We start from the raw sequence: 16,184 nt of genomic DNA, 5'->3' as shown, positions 1-16,184 counted from the left end.
TCCCTCTGTTCTTTTAAATATGTTTAGGGCATGCCCTCAGGCAAGGCATCCCTACTCGTAACTTTCTAACCACCGGCAATTTTAGCGCCGGCCAAATAAGGCCCGTTTTATACCAACTGCCCGGTAGCGGGTCAAGGAACCATGCGGGTTTCCGGCCGGTAAGACAAACCTCAGGCAACAAAAATCAATTTTGTGGTTAGATTTTGGTCTTGTAAATTGTTACGGGGTGACAGTTGTCACCCCGAATGCGATTAATGGGTTTGAACGGATCTCTGTGAGCGCTCTTCAGCCTGCTTTTGCAAAGCAGAATATTCCTCATCAGTAAGAGACTCGGGTTTGTGCTCAAGCGCCAACTCAAGAACCTGATCAATCCATTTAACCGGTTTTACCACCAGATCCTGAAGAATATTGTCGGGAATATCCTTCAAGTCTCGCTCGTTATCCGCAGGAATCAGCACAGTTTTTATACCGCCCCGATGCGCTGCCAATAACTTTTCCTTCAGACCTCCAATTCGTAAAACTTCTCCCCTCAGGGTGATTTCTCCGGTCATTGCCACATCCGAACGAACTGGAATATTGGTCAGTACGGAAACCAGCGCCGTGCACATGGCGATACCCGCAGAGGGCCCATCTTTTGGCGTTGCACCTTCCGGAACATGAATATGGATATCCCTTGTTTCATGGAAATCAGGGCCAATACCGAGCGCCTGGGAGCGCGAGCGCACCACTGTCAAGGCAGCTTGAATAGACTCCTGCATCACATCGCCGAGAGAACCGGTCTTGATCATGCGCCCTTTACCCGGAACAGCAGAGGCCTCAATATTGAGAAGCTCACCGCCCACCTCTGTCCAGGCTAGGCCGGTAACAATCCCGATCTTGTTCTCTTCCTCGGCGCGTCCAAAGTCAAACTTGCGCACACCCAACAACTCTTCCAGTTCCTCAGGCTGCACTATCGCTTTTTTGTCCGAAGGATTACGGACATGCTCCGTTACAATCTTGCGGCAAACTTTGGCAATTTCCCGGTCGAGCCCCCGCACACCCGCTTCACGAGTGTAGTAACGAACGATATCCCGGATTGACTGGTCAGAAAGCTCCAGCTCATCCTCTTTCAACCCATTGGCTTTACGCTGCTTGGGTACCAGGTAGCGCTGGGCAATGTTGAGCTTCTCATCCTCGGTATAACCGGGGATACGAATAACCTCCATGCGATCCAGCAAGGGACCGGGGATGTTCATGGAGTTTGAGGTGCACACAAACATCACATCGGAAAGGTCGTAATCCACTTCCAGGTAATGGTCGTTAAATGTCTTGTTTTGCTCTGGATCAAGTACTTCGAGCAGGGCCGACGCGGGGTCACCACGCTGATCCATACCCATTTTGTCGACCTCATCGAGCAGGAAAAGCGGATTCTTAACGCCGACTTTGGATATTTTCTGTACCAGCTTACCTGGTAGAGAACCTATGTAAGTGCGTCTATGTCCGCGGATTTCTGCTTCATCACGAACGCCACCAAGGGCCATACGCACATACTGGCGGTTAGTCGCACGAGCGATAGACTGCCCGAGTGAGGTCTTACCAACCCCGGGAGGCCCAACCAGACAAAGGATCGGCCCCTTCACTTTCTTGACACGTTTTTGCACAGCAAGATATTCGAGGATACGCTCTTTCACCTCTTCTAGGCCATAGTGCTCCTTCTCGAGAATCTCTTCGGCTTTCTTCAAGTCATGCCGTACGCGGCTAGCTTTTTTCCAAGGAAGGCTCAACATCCAATCAATGTAGCTACGCAATACCGATGCTTCTGCCGACATGGGCGACATCATTTTCAGCTTGGCCAGTTCGGCACGGGTTTTCTTTTCCGCCTCTGCAGACATTCCTGAATCTGCAATCTTGTTTTCCAGCTCCTCAATTTCATTGGGCTCTTCGGTAATTTCGCCCAATTCTTTTTGAATCGCCTTCATCTGCTCATTGAGGTAGTACTCACGCTGGCTCTTTTCCATCTGCTTCTTAACACGGCCGCGAATACGCTTCTCCACCTGTATCAGGTCGATCTCGGAATCCATCAAACCGAGCAAATGCTCCAGCCGCTCTTTGACATTGGAGGTTTCCAGCAGCTCTTGTTTCTGAGCCAGCTCGAGGGACATGTGCGCGGAGATGGTATCCGCCAAGCGCCCCGGCTCATCAATGCCAGACAGCGAGGTAATAACCTCATTGGGGACCTTCTTACTGATGGAGACATACTGCTCGAACTGAGACATAACCGAGCGCACCAAGGCTTCAGCCTCTCCCTCGGACAGCTCAGTAGTTTCTATAGGCTCGACAGTAGCCTCAAAGTGATTATCGTGCTCGGCAACATCGAGGATATTGACCCTCTCCCCCCCTTCCACAAGCACTTTCACAGTGCCATCTGGAAGCTTGAGAAGCTGCAGAACACTGGCAATAGTACCAACGCGATAGATGTCCTCGGCGCCAGGGTCATCTTCCGATGCTCTCCTCTGGGCTACGAGTAGCACTTGCTTATCCCTGCGCATGGCCTCTTCCAGAGCCTCAATGGATTTTTCCCTGCCGACGAACAGCGGAATCACCATGTGGGGGTAAACAACAACATCGCGCAATGGCAATAACGGATATTCAAGCTTGGTGTCGGATGACTGATCCATAGAACTCCTCTCGGCCCTATCACTGGGTATTTGGCGCGGCATCATGCTGCTGTTGAAATTGACAGCTTAATTTGGGCCACCGCCCGTCAGTTGCTAGAGATGGGGGGGGAGAGCCCGGAATACAAGTCTAATCTCGCGACCAATTTGTGCCGAATTCAACTGAATACTGGCTGGCCGCTGGTAGTTAAGCATGTCAAACAGGTAGAAAAGATAGATTTGAATAACAATTGGCTATAAAAAAAGCCCCACAAGTGGGGCTTTTTAATATGGGGAGTTATTCCTCTGGCGCCGCCTTTTGCGGCTGGCTTTCACTTTCGTAAACCAACAGCGGTGCCGACTCCCCCTTTATCACCGCCTCATCGATAACGACCTTAGCGACATCATCAGAAGATGGAATATCATACATAGTTTCCAGTAACACCGACTCCATGATAGAGCGAAGTCCCCGGGCACCAGTTTTGCGCTCCATAGCCTTAGTAGCCACAGCATCCAAGGCGTCTGGACGGAAGTCCAGCTCTACATCTTCCATTTCGAAGAGTTTTGCATACTGCTTGGTCAGAGCATTGCGCGGCTCAGTGAGAATTTGCACCAAAGCCTCGCGATCGAGCTCCTCCAGGGTCGCGGTAACCGGCAGGCGCCCAACAAACTCTGGTATAAGACCATAGCGAACCAGGTCTTCTGGTTCGAGGTCACGCAGAATTTCACCAAAGTTACTGGTTCCATCCTTAGACTTCACTTCAGCGCTAAACCCAATCCCCCCCTTCTCTGAGCGATCGCGAATCACCTTGTCTAGGCCCGCAAAGGCACCGCCACAGATGAACAGGATGTTAGAGGTATCCACTTGCAGGAATTCCTGCTGCGGGTGCTTACGACCGCCCTGAGGGGGAACGGAAGCCACAGTACCTTCAATCAGTTTTAGCAGTGCCTGCTGCACACCCTCACCAGAGACGTCCCGGGTGATGGATGGGTTATCGGATTTACGTGAAATTTTGTCAATTTCATCGATATAGACAATTCCCTGCTGGGCCTTCTCAACATCGTAATCACACTTTTGCAGCAGCTTTTGGATGATATTTTCTACATCCTCACCGACATAGCCAGCCTCAGTAAGAGTGGTGGCATCGGCGATGGTAAACGGCACGTTCAGCAGCCGCGCAAGGGTTTCAGCCAACAGGGTTTTACCGCTACCAGTTGGACCCACCAGAAGAATGTTGGACTTGCTCAGCTCAACATCATCTTTGCCTTTAACGCCAGTTTTACTACGCAGGCGCTTATAGTGGTTGTAAACCGCAACCGCCAGGACACGCTTGGCCCTCTCCTGGCCAATCACGTACTGATCCAAAATCTCGGTGATTTCACGCGGCGTGGGTAGGCGCCCCTCCGGGCCCTCCGCAGTCTCCTGGACCTCTTCGCGAATGATATCGGTGCAGAGCTCGACACACTCATCGCAGATAAAGACTGACGGCCCAGCAATCAGCTTCCGCACCTCCTGCTGGCTTTTGCCACAGAAGGAGCAGTACAGCAATTTGCCGCTATCTTCTCCGCTGCTTTTGTCGGTCATCAAAATACTCCGTGGTCACTGGCCTACCAGGGCCTTTAATTCAGCTATTACAGCAAGATGCTGTCTCTTGGCGTTTTTTTCAAGCCCCCTCTGCCTGAGAAATGACTTTGAAAGAACTCAGGTTCTCTCTTCACGCCTTTAGCAAAATATTTTTGTTGATAGTGTTACTTTTCAAGAGCCTGACGGCGGGAAAGTACATCATCCACTAGACCATACTCCTTCGCCTCATCGGCACTCAGGAAGTGGTCACGCTCAGTATCTCTCTCAATATCACTGACCGGACGGCCAGAATGGTGGGCCATCAACTCATTTAAGCGATGACGAATTTTGAGGATTTCCTGAGCATGAATATGAATATCGCTAGCCTGTCCTTGAGCGCCACCACTGGGCTGATGGATCATCACCCGGGAGTTAGGGGTGGCAAACCGCTTACCTGGCGCTCCCGCCGTCAACAGGAAGGCTCCCATGCTGCAAGCCTGACCAATACACATGGTGCTCACATCCGGCTTGATAAACTGCATGGTGTCATAAATGGACATACCTGCAGTTACAGATCCACCGGGGGAGTTGATATACAGATGAATGTCTTTATCAGGATTTTCTGCTTCGAGAAACAGTAACTGGGCAACTACCAGATTAGCCATGTGGTCTTCCACAGGGCCAACCAAGAAAATAACCCTTTCCTTCAATAGACGTGAGTAGATATCAAAGGAACGCTCACCCCTGGCAGTTTGTTCTACCACCATGGGCACCAAACCAGTTGCTAAGGGGTCAATTGAGGCTTGGGGATAATCGATTCGTGCCATAGGTACCATTGCTTCCTTTTGTGGCGTGTTCGGCAGGCCAGCATGCAAGCGCTAGGCGCCCGTGCTGAAAATTAGGTTTTCAGAGCTTAACCGGTCAGGCAGGATAAAGCCAGCCGGTAAAAAGGAAGGAGATGCAACGACGCCCGACTGAAGCGGGCGCCAATGCATTCGGAGATAAAGGGATAATTAACCCTGCTTCTGCGGCTTGATCACGTCGTCATAAGTACTTTTAACTTCTTCGACTTTTGCAGACTTCAGTACAAAATCTACAACCTGATCTTCCAGAACTACCGATTCAACTCCAGAGAGTAGCTCGCGGTTATTGTAGTAGTATTCAACCACTTCTTCCGGTTGCTGGTAGGTAGAAGCCAGCTCCTCAACCTTAGCTTTCACCAGGTCAGCATCTACAGACAGTTCGTTTTTCTTAACGATCTCACCAACAACAAGACCTAGAACTACACGACGCTTGGCCTGTTCTTCGAACATAGTGTCCGGCAACATACGCTCAGCATCTTCAGCTTTGATCTGGCCACCAAACTGCTGAACCATTTGTCCACGCAGAGTGCTAACCTCACCTGCGACCAGTGCAGAAGGCAATTCGACCGGGTGCTGTTCAAACAACTGGTCCATCACCTGAGTTTTAACCTTGTTCAGCGCTGCGTTTTTCAGCTCACGCTCCATGTTACCGCGAACTTCTTCGCGGAACTTCTCTTCTCCACCCTCCTGAACACCATATGCAGCGAAGAATTCTTCATTCAGCTCGGGCAGCTCAGGCTTTTCAGAAGAGGTAACTTTAATATTGAAGGTTACCGCAGCACCACGTAGCTCTTCAGCTTGGTAGTCTTCAGGGAAGGTCAGGTCCAGATCTTTCTCTTCACCGGGCTTCATGCCGAGGATACCTTCCTCAAAACCGGGGATCATCTGGCCGGAGCCCAGTACCAACTGGTGACCTTCGGCCTTACCGCCTTCAAACTCTTCGCCATCTTTACGGCCCAAGAAGTTGATCACAACACGATCACCTTTTTGTGCCTTGCGCTTGGTATCCTTCCAGGAAGACTGCTGTTTGCGCAGCACATCAACCATATTGTTAACATCCGCATCAGTTACTTCTGCAACTGGACGCTCAACGCTAACCTCAGCCAAATCGGCCAATTCTACTTCTGGATAAACTTCAAAAGTGGCGACGTATTCCAGATTCTCGCCAGCTGCAGTTTGCTTTGCCTCAATGCTTGGCTGACCGGCAGGCTTAACTTCTTCCTGCTGAACCGCATCGTAGAAGGAACGGCTCATAACCTCGCCGAGCACTTCCTGGCGAACGCCGGCACCAAAGCGCTGACGCACAACTTTCATCGGCACCTTGCCTTTGCGGAAACCGTTTATACGAACAGTCTTAGCCGCCTGCTGAAGGCGCTTGTCCACTTCTTTATCGACGACTTCCGCCGGCAAGTTGACCGTTAAGCGACGCTCCAGACCGGAAGTAGTTTCGATGGAAACCTGCATGTTTATCCTCGTGAGACTATCTCTTTAATCGCGCCGCAGCGCCAACGAATACCGGGTCACCGAGACTTAGTCAGCAACCTCATGGGGAAACATCAAAACAATATTTTGAGCTTCCGCCAAATACACAAGAAGCCCGCACCCACCCCTCCAGGGTAAGTCACACGGACTTCAAGGTTTTTGATTTGGTGGGGACGGGGAGACTCGAACTCCCACACCTTTCGGCACCAGAACCTAAATCTGGCGTGTCTACCAATTTCACCACGTCCCCGAAACTCTCTTACCGCTAACCCATTGATATATATAGGGTTTCGATCTTTTTTAAGACCTCATCGCGACAAGGGGTGCAGATTGTGCCACAGCATTTTAAAGGCATCAACACTTTACTGAAAAAAAATAAAAAAGGCGCCAGAAAGGCGCCTTTTGTGGGGTGAGGGAGATTAAACTCGCTCAACAATCGTGGTGATTCCCTGCCCCAAGCCGATACACATGGTGGATACACCAAGGTTTCCACCCTCGTTTTGCATAACACTCAACAAGGTACCGGTAATGCGAACGCCTGAGCAACCGAAGGGGTGGCCAAGAGCGATAGCGCCACCGTACAGGTTGACCTTCTCATCCATCTGCTCGAGCAGATCCAGGTCCTTCAGCACCGGCAGCGCCTGCGCTGCAAATGCCTCATTCAGCTCAAACTTGTCGATATCGCCGACAGTTAGACCCGCTCTCTTGAGCGCCTTCTTGGTGGAAGGCACCGGGCCATAACCCATAATGGACGGATCAACACCGGCCAGCGCCATTTCCTTCACGCGAGCAATAGGGGTCATACCCAAAGCCTGAGCACGCTCAGCGGACATTACCAGCATCACAGAAGCACCGTCGGTGATCTGAGAGGAGGTGCCAGCTGTTACCTGGCCGTGCTTCGGGTCGAATGCCGGCTTCAGTTGAGCCAGACCTTCCACGGTGGTGTCAGGACGGATGGTTTGGTCCGTCTCAACCAGGAAAGGTACGCCGTCATCGTCATGGCCTTCAATAGCGATAATTTCGCGATTGAATTTGCCAGCCTTGGTAGCCTCAGCGGCACGATGGTGAGAGCGTGCGCCGAACTCATCCATCTGCTGACGCTGGATACCGTGCATCATCGCCAGGTATTCAGCCGTCATACCCATGGAGCCGGCAGCTTTAGCCATATAGCGACCCAGCATTGGGTTGGGGCTAACATGCTCCATCATGTTCAGATGACCCATGTGCTCAACACCACCCACAACGTACACATCGCCAACGCCAGCCTGGATGTTGGCAGCTGCAGTATGCAGGGAGGACATAGAGGAGCCGCACAGGCGGTTGACGGTTTGCGCCGGGATAGTGTGTGGCAGACCTGCGCGCAGCAGGATAAAGCGAGCGACGTTAAAGCCCTGCTCATCGCGCTGCATAACACAGCCCCAGATCAGGTCATCGATCTCGGCAGGATCGAGCTTGTCATTGCGCTGCATGAACTTTTTCAGCAGTTCAGCGGACATATCATCGGCGCGAACATGGCGATATACACCATTCTTCGAGCGACCCATGGCCGTACGCGCGTAGTCGACGATTACGGCATCTCTAGGATTTAAACTCATCGCTATTCTCCTTACTTGTCGCCGTAGTAGGTTTTGCCACTTGCGGCCATTTCACGCATGCGATCGGTCGGCTTGTACAGCTCACCCAGATCGGCGTACTTATCGGCAATCTTCACGAACTCATCCAGACCAATACTGTCCAGCCACGCGAAGATTCCACCGCGGAATGGAGGGAAGCCAATGCCGTAGATCAGCGCCATATCGGCTTCAGCCGGGGAATCAACGATACCCTCTTCCAAGCAGCGAGCCAGCTCGGTGGCCATAGGCACCATCATGCGCTCGATAATTTCGTCTTTTTCAAACTCGCGACGCTCAGCCACGTGCGGCTTAAGCAGCGCGTAGGACTCTTCGGTAGCCACTTTCTTCGGGCGACCTTTTTTGTCCTGCTCGTAGTTGTAGAAGCCTTTGTTGTTCTTCTGGCCGTAACGACCCGCTTCATACATAACGTCGGAAGCAGCGGTAAAGGTTTTACCCATGCGATCGGGGAAGCCTTCAGCCATTACGCTTTCCGCGTGAACACCGGTATCGATTCCGACAACATCCATCAGGTAAGCGGGCCCCATCGGCCAACCCCAGCGCTCCATCACCTTGTCAACGGCCTGGAAGTCAGCGCCATCGCGCACCAGCATGGAGAAACCGGCAAAGTAAGGGAAGAGAACGCGGTTAACCAGGAATCCCGGACAGTCGCGTACAACAATAGCTTTCTTGCCCATCTTGTTTGCGTAGGCAACAACGCGAGCTACAGCTGTGTCGGAAGTTTTCTCTCCGCGAATCACCTCAACCAGCGGCATTTTGTGCACTGGGTTGAAAAAGTGCATGCCGAGGAAGTTTTCCGGGCGGGAGAGCGGCTCAGCCAGCTGGTTAATAGAAATAGTGGAGGTGTTAGAAGCGATTACAGTGTCTTCGCTTACTTTGGTTTCCACTTCTTTCAATACTGCGTGCTTCACCTTGGGATTTTCAACCACGGCTTCCACAACAACATCGATATCGTTGAAGCCGTCGTAGCTCAAGGTAGGCTCGATACGGTTGAGCACTTCACCCATTTTAACGGGGGTCAGGCGCTTGCGATCAACCAGCTTGGACAGCAGCTTGTTCGCCTCATTCAGACCAAGGTCGATACCCTTCTGGTCGATATCCTTCATCTTGATCGGAGTGCCCTTGTAGGCAGACTGGTAAGCGATACCGCCACCCATAATGCCAGCACCCAATACTGCCGCACGCTCAATCGGCTTATCGGCTTTCTTCTCCCAACCTTTGGCAACCTTGCTGATTGCCTGGTCAGCCAGGAACAGCCCTACCAAAGATTTCGCAGTACCAGTCTGCGCGCAGAAAATAAACTTCTCTTGCTCGATTTTCAGCGCTTCATCGCGAGTCAGCTTGTAGCCCTGCTCGATTGACTCAACCGCAGCTACAGGAGAAGGGTAGTTTTTGCCCGCCTGCTGACCCACAAATGCCTTGGTGGTAAAGAAGGCCATCAGCGCTTCGGTGTCATTCAAGGGAATCGGAGATTTCTTGAGTTCGCGAATGGCTTTGTAGTCCAGCTCGCCATTGATAGCGCGCTCAAGCAGCTTGACCGCTGCATCTTTGAGTTTGTCAGTGGGGATCACCGCATCAACAGCGTGAGCCTCCAGAGCGGCAGCCGGCTTCTGTTCTTTACCTGCTGCAATCCACTCAGCAGCGACATCAACACCCACTACACGCGGCAGGCGAACGGTGCCGCCCCAGCCCGGGATCAAGCCCAGTTTAACTTCCGGAAGGCCAACTTTGGCCTCTTCGCCCATCAGGCGGAAGTCACAGCCAAGACACACTTCAAAACCACCACCGAGCGCGTAGCCATTAATTGCCACCGCAGTCGGTACCGGCAGATCTTCCAGACGGTTGATATTTTCGTTGTTCTGATTCATCAGATCAGCAACGCCCTCTGCGCCTGCAGAAAAAGCACCGCCAAACTCAGTGATATCAGCACCGACAATAAAGACGCTCTTGCCACTGGTCAGCAGCACACCTTTGATGCCATCTGCTGCTTCAATTGCATCCAGAGCCTGAGAGAATTCGGAAACCGTTTGGCGGTTGAACTTGTTGACGGATTCGCCTTGCAGGTCGAATTTAAGCTCGGCGATGCCGTTATCCAGCATCTGAACCGTGAGCGCTTTGCCACTAAATAACATTGATTGACCTCTTTTATTCTGGGCCGCAATCCTGGACCCGGGGTCGGAATTTTTTTGCAACCAAGGGCCGCCCCGCAGGGTGCGGTGACACTTTGGCCCAATATGGTCAGCCGTAGTATAGCCAGATTCAAACGATTGTTTGAATACTATTTCTTACAAAAGAACTGGCACCAAGAGCGCCAAAGTACAGAAAACAACCAGCCATATCTCACAGGCTGGTTACACAGGCGGAGTCAGTCTATCGCGGATCAATCCACCTTTTCAGCACGGTGGCGTAAATCACCCTTTATAGAAAGACTCGTTTGGACGGGAAGCGCAGGGAATATTCGATGAGGGAGTGGCAGCCACGGCACTGAAAACCACACAGTCAATACTTCCGGGGTTGCGGAAGCGATGTGGGCGCCGTGCATTTAAGTAATAACCATCCCCCTCCTCTAGCAGGGCAAACTCTGATCCTGCTGTAACCTCCAGCTCTCCAGCAATAACAATCCCCCCCACCTCCCCATTGAGTAGCAATTGGCCTGAACCGGTATCCTGCCCAGCGGGAAACACTTTACGGAGGATTGTCATGGCGCGAACCTGGCGGGAGCCGCCGAGCAAATGACAGAAAACCCGACCATTACCAATATCGGGCATTTCATTGGCGCGAAAAAAAATTTGTTCTGGCTCGGCAAGTTCCAGGGAGAAAAACTCAGCCAGAGACATGGGCACACTATTCAATATCTTCTCAAGCGATCCCACAGATGGGCTAACCCGACCCTGCTCTATAAAAGACACAGTGGCATTGGTAACGCCCGCTTGCCGCGCAAGTTGTCGCTGGGAAATCCCATAAATTTTTCGCACCAGCTTCAGCCGGGCACCAAGATCCCCGGCATCACTAACTTCATTACAAACATCCATGTCTGACATTGAATCTCTCACTCCGCCAACTGCCAAAGGAGGTTTCCCCCTTAATTAGCAGGAAAAATTTTAAGCATCATACATTACCGATGCACGGGCCTTTTAAACCATATCGGTAAAGGGGTTATCAACATCGAGCTCTACAGGAGGAAACCCTGGAAATGAGACCTTATCAACAGAAAGACCTATTTGAGCATCATCTACCAGCCCCTCTCCAAAACGGTAGATAGTTTGTAAATCTCCTCTGCTTGCTTTTTCATCGTACGCTACAGCATGCTCCACGACAGACTCATTTTTTCTATGATGAGCAAGCATCTTTTTTGACCCATAGCGTTTTTCCAGCATTGAGCGGGTCAAGTGAGGAGAGAGTACAGCCGCAGTCGCATTATTCCCCCCAAAACCTTTAGAATTCAGGAAAGCGAGATCCAGTGAAGCGGGATCCCTCTCCACATGCTCACAAGAGATCTGCAGGTTATTCTGGTGAACATCATCTGCCACTCTGTCAATCGTGACGATACCCGGTAAAATTCCCCTATCAAAAACTCCCAGGGTCGAAATTAACTGGTCACCACTCGCCACCGCTATCGTGTGCCCAAGATAAGCTTTAACAGCACAAACCGGCCATTCCTGCACACCAAAAACGGAAGCCAAGCGATCGAGAATCGCAGACTCTGTTACGCGATTTTGCGGTGTGCTAGATCCATGGGCCTGAACAAAACTGCGCTTCTTCAGACTTTCATCCCCGACAATAGCTTTCGACTCCGCCATCGCCCTGGCCATCGTTAGATAATTACCTGGCCCCGGTGCGGAAATCGACTTTTTGAAGCCATCAGCGTTGATATACACCCCTGTAACCGCACCGTGGACACTCGCCCCTAGTTCAACGGCCAAAGCGTCATCCATTAAGATGGCCCACTGGGTACCCTCCCCCAAAGTAAAACCGCAATTCTCCCCAAACGGGCGACTAGTGCGGCGGAAGTCCACTTCGCCCGAAGAAATCTTTCGCAGATTTTCAGTGGTAGCAAGCGCGCCCATGGTTGAGTAACCATCAACAATCTCGGGAACCAATGGCGCTTCAGTAGCACCAACAACGGCCACCCTGGCCCGACCACTGCGAATATCCTCTACCCCTGCGCGCAAATTGTATAAATAGCTCGCACAAGCTCCGGTAACCGCCCCAGTAGATCCAACATTACCCAGCACATAGGCGTTCACAAAGTCTGCCGGCATACTATTCAGCCCAAGCGCCAACTGCTTGGAGCTAACCCTGGAACCGCGCAAGCGGGACTGCATCAAGCCTCCGTTTCCATAAGGGTCGAGTTGACTCATCGCTGAGGAGGCGTAAACAGAAATATTACCGGGACCAGCTGCAGCAACAACATCCTGCCAATCCACCCCCATAGAGAGAACAGCATCAGATGCACCCAACACTGCCAACTGCAATCCCCTCGGGTGGAATCGGGAATTGTAAAGCTCACCAGGCTCAAAGCCTGTGGGCAGCTGTCCTGCCGCCCCCACTGGGATCTCGCGAAAGCTATCCAGCATGACTGACAAACTTGATGTAGCCACACGAACCCTACCACTACCAATAGTCTCCACTTGCCATCCTTCTGGCAGTGGATGGGGCAGTTGGCGGGTAGAAATCTCAAAAGAAATACCAGCGGGATTTGAAAGATTCGCCGCCTGGTGAAAATGACACCTGTGATAATCGTAGATTCGCGCTTCCAATTCTCGCACCAAGGTGCCCTTGAGAACCTTTTCCTCCAGCGCTGACTCGAGGGGGCCTTTGGCCTCGACGCCTGTACGCAACCCCATCAATGCGGCGAGATCAGAAAGCGTATCAGTCCGCTCCCTCTGTCCGAGTTTGTCGAGCACCATGCGGGCATAGCCCCGGTGAAAGGAGCTGCGTCCTGCAGGGTTAAAACCACCGAACGCGGTAATTACGGGAAGGCGCTGCATCCTGACCTCCAGCCAAGCTAAACACTACAAATTTGATATTTGGGAGTGTAGGGGCTGGCGATTCCGTCCAGTTATGGGCATACTGGCCAGCAAAATTGAGTGTTTTGGCCAATGGCGCAACCCCGCCTGAGTATGTAATGCGAACGGTTACCTTTCTTCTGATTGATCAAATGCTGGCCACCGGCACAGTTCTGCCCTTAGAAATGCTGCGCGGTGCCGAAAGCCGCGCCCGAGTGGAAAGGCTGGCAGAGCCCTTGCGCCTAGTAACAGCCAGCATAGATGGACAAGCGGTAAAAACCCGCTGCGGCTTTACCTTTCAACCTGACGTGTCTTTGGAAGAGGCACCAGACAGCGACTTGATCTACATTCCTGCGCTTTGGCGCAATCCCCGCCCAGCCCTGAAGCGCAGTGGAAAGCTTTTAAGATGGCTACGGAGCCAGGCCGAAGGTGGAGCTGCGATCAACGCCGTGGGTACTGGAGTTTGCTTTCTAGCCGAGGCAGGCCTCCTTGATGGCAAACCCGCCACTACACACTGGCACTATTTCGACCAGTTCAGCGCGGACTACCCAAAAGTTAAATTGAAGCGCCAGTATTTTATCACTCAGGCTGACAAACTTTTTTGTGCCGCCAGCGTAAATGCCCTGGCAGATGTCACGGTTCATATGATTCGCCAGCTCTATGGAGCCGCTGTAGCCAGTCATGTGGAGCGTAACTTCTCCCATGAAATTCGCCGACCGTTTGAGGAAATTGCTTACTCAGAGGGTTCGGTGCATCTACATCCAGACGAGGATATTGTACAGGCCCAGGCATGGCTAAAAGAGCACTGTAATACCGAGGTGCGCCTCAGTGAGGTAGCACAAATGTTCGACATGAGTGTGCGCTCCTTCAACCGCCGCTTTAAATTAGCTACAGGACAGACACCGCTGCAATATTTGCAAAATGTTCGTGTAGATATGGCTCGGGAACTGCTGCAATCCAGTAATCTATCCGTGAATGAAATTGCCGAAAAAGTTGGCTACCAGGATATGGGGCACTTCACTGCACTGTTCAAAAAATTCCTTGCCACTACACCAAGCGAATATCGGACCACCGTCAGAGCCAAGCTATTCCGGGTCAATACCTGACTTCTTCAGGAAGATAACATCACTATCTGCAAAGTGTAGTTCCGCACCTAATTTTCGCGACAGCCATTGAAAGGTTTCAACACAAAAGAAGGAAATATGTGTTGGGTCGCGAATATAATGCCAGCTGGCAAAGCGTTCTCGAGAAATAACCAGCTTGGTCATCAGTGCCAGCACACCGCCAACTCGTAATCGTGTCCACAAAGCCGACAACTCATCGCCAGGCGCGCTCAAGTGCTCCACCACTTCTGTCGCCACTATGAAGTCGTAGCTTTTTTCCTGCACCCGACGCTCAGGGAAGTAATAACGGTCGAACAACTCAACTTTATGACCCTGCTCCTCTAAAATTCGCGCCAATAATGGCGCTGGTCCACAGCCAAAATCCAACCCCACACTAGTAACAGAGAGCTCTTTCAATAAGGGCTTGGCACAACGGCTTAGGAAACGGCGATACCCTTCATCCTCCATAGAATTTTCATGCAGATTGTAATAGGCATGCTCTTCAACTGGAGTCAAATGATATTCTGCGGGTACAAACACCAATTCGCAGTTATTACATTGGTAATAACTGCGAAATTTATCTCGATAATAGAGTTGTGCCGCGCGATGGCGGCACAGGGGGCAAGAAAGTGTCAACTTATGCAGCTACCGTTTCAGGCTTTTTTTTCGTCGTGACGTTTTCAGCCTGCTCATGATTCAGTAAAGCGCCTTCACTGATCTGGATTTTTCGAGGCTTCATCGCTTCAGGTATTTCTCTAACCAGCTCTATATGAAGCAGGCCGTTGGCAAGCTTCGCATCAGTCACTTTGACGTGATCTGCCAGCTGGAAGCGTCGCTCAAAATTTCTCGCAGCAATTCCTCGATGGAGAAAGTTTCTTTGTGCAATATCTTCTGGTTTTTTACCACTCACACTTAAGCGATTTTGCTCAACCTGAATATCGAGTTCAGATTGCTCAAACCCAGCCACAGCCATAGTAATTCTATAGCTATCTTCACCAGTAAGTTCTATATCATAGGGAGGGTATGAGGGTTGTTTTTGCTCACTGGAGCTCATTGCATCCAGCAGACTGGCCATACGATCAAAACCAATTGCAGATCGATACAGAGGGGAAAAATCAAAATTACGCATAGTTATATCCTCAATTCAGAGCAATATTCAATTTTGCTCGCCAATAAGCACGAGCATTGCTAACGGGGCACTCTCACACTCAAAGCTACCAGCCGTACTCAATAGGTATGGGCCACAAGTTTTATTTCAAGGTCCCAAAGGGAAAAAATGCAAAGAGAAGAAAATTTGTCAGATCAATCCACTAGCAGGTTATTTATTGGTATTAAACCTGATGTGGCATCACAAGCATTCCTAGACGAGATAACCACTCAGTGCCAAAAGCAGCTAAAAGACACAACTACCAACCATATACGCTGGACAACCCCCAATAACTGGCACCTGACCTTGGCTTTTCTTGGGAGCACTCCGAAAGAAAAAATCCCCCTGCTTAAGCAGGGACTTATTGAGCTTGCCCACTGCAAAAGAAGTTTTCAAAGTAGGGTTTGTTCTTTAACCCCTTTCCCAAAACAGCACTCCAAAATTCTTGCGGTAGAATTAGCCCTAAATCCTAATTTAACTGAACTCCATGAGGAATGCCGGCAATTTATTGGCGAGCTTGGAATGGAACCAGAAAGTCAGGAATATCGACCCCATATCACCTTAGCGCGCAGTCGCAATAAAGAGGGGTTTCGGCATATTGCACCGCGCAACCTAAACTCATCCGTGTTAGTCGAAAATGTCATTCTTTATGAGAGTGTTCCCCTGGCAGGAAAAAGCCACTACCACTCCTTACTCAAAGTACCCTTACTAAAACAGAATAAAAAAAGCCCGAACTGAGCGGGCTTTTTGTA

General features: G+C 51.0%; 12 protein-coding genes and 1 tRNA gene. 2 read left to right on the top strand and 11 right to left on the bottom strand.

The annotated features are described in order from the left end of the window. Window positions 1-251 precede the first annotated feature (251 nt). The 9 genes from lon to ACJJIC_RS10550 form a co-directional block, all read right to left on the bottom strand. Window positions 252-2,657: an endopeptidase La gene (gene lon, locus ACJJIC_RS10590; protein WP_252085381.1), complete on the bottom strand. Its 2,406-nt coding sequence runs from the start codon at window positions 2,655-2,657 to the stop codon at window positions 252-254. Between the two features lie 274 nt (window positions 2,658-2,931). Then, window positions 2,932-4,218, bottom strand: a complete 1,287-nt coding sequence (clpX, locus tag ACJJIC_RS10585; RefSeq protein ID WP_252085380.1) for an ATP-dependent Clp protease ATP-binding subunit ClpX — start codon at window positions 4,216-4,218, stop codon at window positions 2,932-2,934. Window positions 4,219-4,382: 164 nt separating this feature from the next. After that, window positions 4,383-5,024, bottom strand: a complete 642-nt coding sequence (gene clpP / locus ACJJIC_RS10580; protein ID WP_252085379.1) for an ATP-dependent Clp endopeptidase proteolytic subunit ClpP — start codon at window positions 5,022-5,024, stop codon at window positions 4,383-4,385. A gap of 186 nt (window positions 5,025-5,210) precedes the next feature. Continuing rightward, a complete protein-coding gene (tig, locus tag ACJJIC_RS10575; protein WP_444885418.1) occupies window positions 5,211-6,524 on the bottom strand; it encodes a trigger factor in 1,314 nt (437 codons plus the stop codon). A gap of 183 nt (window positions 6,525-6,707) precedes the next feature. Beyond that, a tRNA-Leu gene (locus ACJJIC_RS10570) sits at window positions 6,708-6,792 on the bottom strand. 169 nt (window positions 6,793-6,961) lie between these two features. Next, complete coding sequence (gene fadA, locus ACJJIC_RS10565) at window positions 6,962-8,137, bottom strand: acetyl-CoA C-acyltransferase FadA (RefSeq protein WP_444890727.1); 1,176 nt, start codon at window positions 8,135-8,137, stop codon at window positions 6,962-6,964. An 11-nt stretch (window positions 8,138-8,148) separates the two neighbouring features. Next, entirely contained in the window at window positions 8,149-10,305 is a 2,157-nt protein-coding gene (gene fadB, locus ACJJIC_RS10560; protein ID WP_444885420.1) for a fatty acid oxidation complex subunit alpha FadB, read from the bottom strand. A 279-nt stretch (window positions 10,306-10,584) separates the two neighbouring features. Beyond that, window positions 10,585-11,214, bottom strand: coding sequence for a helix-turn-helix domain-containing protein (locus ACJJIC_RS10555; RefSeq protein ID WP_445356874.1), 630 nt, complete (start codon window positions 11,212-11,214; stop codon window positions 10,585-10,587). Between the two features lie 93 nt (window positions 11,215-11,307). Then, a complete protein-coding gene (locus ACJJIC_RS10550) occupies window positions 11,308-13,164 on the bottom strand; it encodes a beta-ketoacyl synthase (protein ID WP_444904395.1) in 1,857 nt (618 codons plus the stop codon). 137 nt (window positions 13,165-13,301) lie between these two features. Between ACJJIC_RS10550 and ACJJIC_RS10545 the strand changes: the two genes are divergently transcribed. Further along, a complete protein-coding gene (locus tag ACJJIC_RS10545; RefSeq protein WP_445356873.1) occupies window positions 13,302-14,288 on the top strand; it encodes a GlxA family transcriptional regulator in 987 nt (328 codons plus the stop codon). On the opposite strand, the gene ACJJIC_RS10540 is transcribed toward ACJJIC_RS10545, so the two are convergent. After that, entirely contained in the window at window positions 14,268-14,921 is a 654-nt protein-coding gene (locus ACJJIC_RS10540; RefSeq protein WP_445356872.1) for a class I SAM-dependent methyltransferase, read from the bottom strand. The two genes, ACJJIC_RS10545 and ACJJIC_RS10540, sit on opposite strands and share 21 nt — an antisense overlap. Before the next feature lies 1 nt (window position 14,922). Then, window positions 14,923-15,414 (bottom strand): Hsp20 family protein, encoded by a 492-nt coding sequence (locus ACJJIC_RS10535; protein WP_445356871.1) that lies wholly within the window; start codon window positions 15,412-15,414, stop codon window positions 14,923-14,925. 147 nt (window positions 15,415-15,561) lie between these two features. Between ACJJIC_RS10535 and thpR the strand changes: the two genes are divergently transcribed. After that, window positions 15,562-16,170, top strand: coding sequence for an RNA 2',3'-cyclic phosphodiesterase (gene thpR, locus ACJJIC_RS10530; RefSeq protein ID WP_445356870.1), 609 nt, complete (start codon window positions 15,562-15,564; stop codon window positions 16,168-16,170). Window positions 16,171-16,184: the final 14 nt, after the last annotated feature.

The sequence above is a fragment of the Microbulbifer mixtoriginis (SeqCode) genome (assembly GCF_052468275.1).
Note: the sequence above shows the minus strand (reverse complement) of the source record. Positions and strands in the feature narration are given on the sequence as shown.

Excerpts from the sequence above, each read along its gene's own strand:
- lon (WP_252085381.1), bottom strand. The coding sequence starts at position 2,657 with ATGGATCAGTCATCCGACACCAAGCTTGAATATCCGTTATTGCCATTG.
- clpX (WP_252085380.1), bottom strand. The coding sequence starts at position 4,218 with ATGACCGACAAAAGCAGCGGAGAAGATAGCGGCAAATTGCTGTACTGC.
- clpP (WP_252085379.1), bottom strand. The coding sequence starts at position 5,024 with ATGGCACGAATCGATTATCCCCAAGCCTCAATTGACCCCTTAGCAACT.
- tig (WP_444885418.1), bottom strand. The coding sequence starts at position 6,524 with ATGCAGGTTTCCATCGAAACTACTTCCGGTCTGGAGCGTCGCTTAACG.
- fadA (WP_444890727.1), bottom strand. The coding sequence starts at position 8,137 with ATGAGTTTAAATCCTAGAGATGCCGTAATCGTCGACTACGCGCGTACG.
- fadB (WP_444885420.1), bottom strand. The coding sequence starts at position 10,305 with ATGTTATTTAGTGGCAAAGCGCTCACGGTTCAGATGCTGGATAACGGC.
- ACJJIC_RS10555 (WP_445356874.1), bottom strand. The coding sequence starts at position 11,214 with ATGTCAGACATGGATGTTTGTAATGAAGTTAGTGATGCCGGGGATCTT.
- ACJJIC_RS10550 (WP_444904395.1), bottom strand. The coding sequence starts at position 13,164 with ATGCAGCGCCTTCCCGTAATTACCGCGTTCGGTGGTTTTAACCCTGCA.
- ACJJIC_RS10545 (WP_445356873.1), top strand. The coding sequence starts at position 13,302 with ATGCGAACGGTTACCTTTCTTCTGATTGATCAAATGCTGGCCACCGGC.
- ACJJIC_RS10535 (WP_445356871.1), bottom strand. The coding sequence starts at position 15,414 with ATGCGTAATTTTGATTTTTCCCCTCTGTATCGATCTGCAATTGGTTTT.
- thpR (WP_445356870.1), top strand. The coding sequence starts at position 15,562 with ATGCAAAGAGAAGAAAATTTGTCAGATCAATCCACTAGCAGGTTATTT.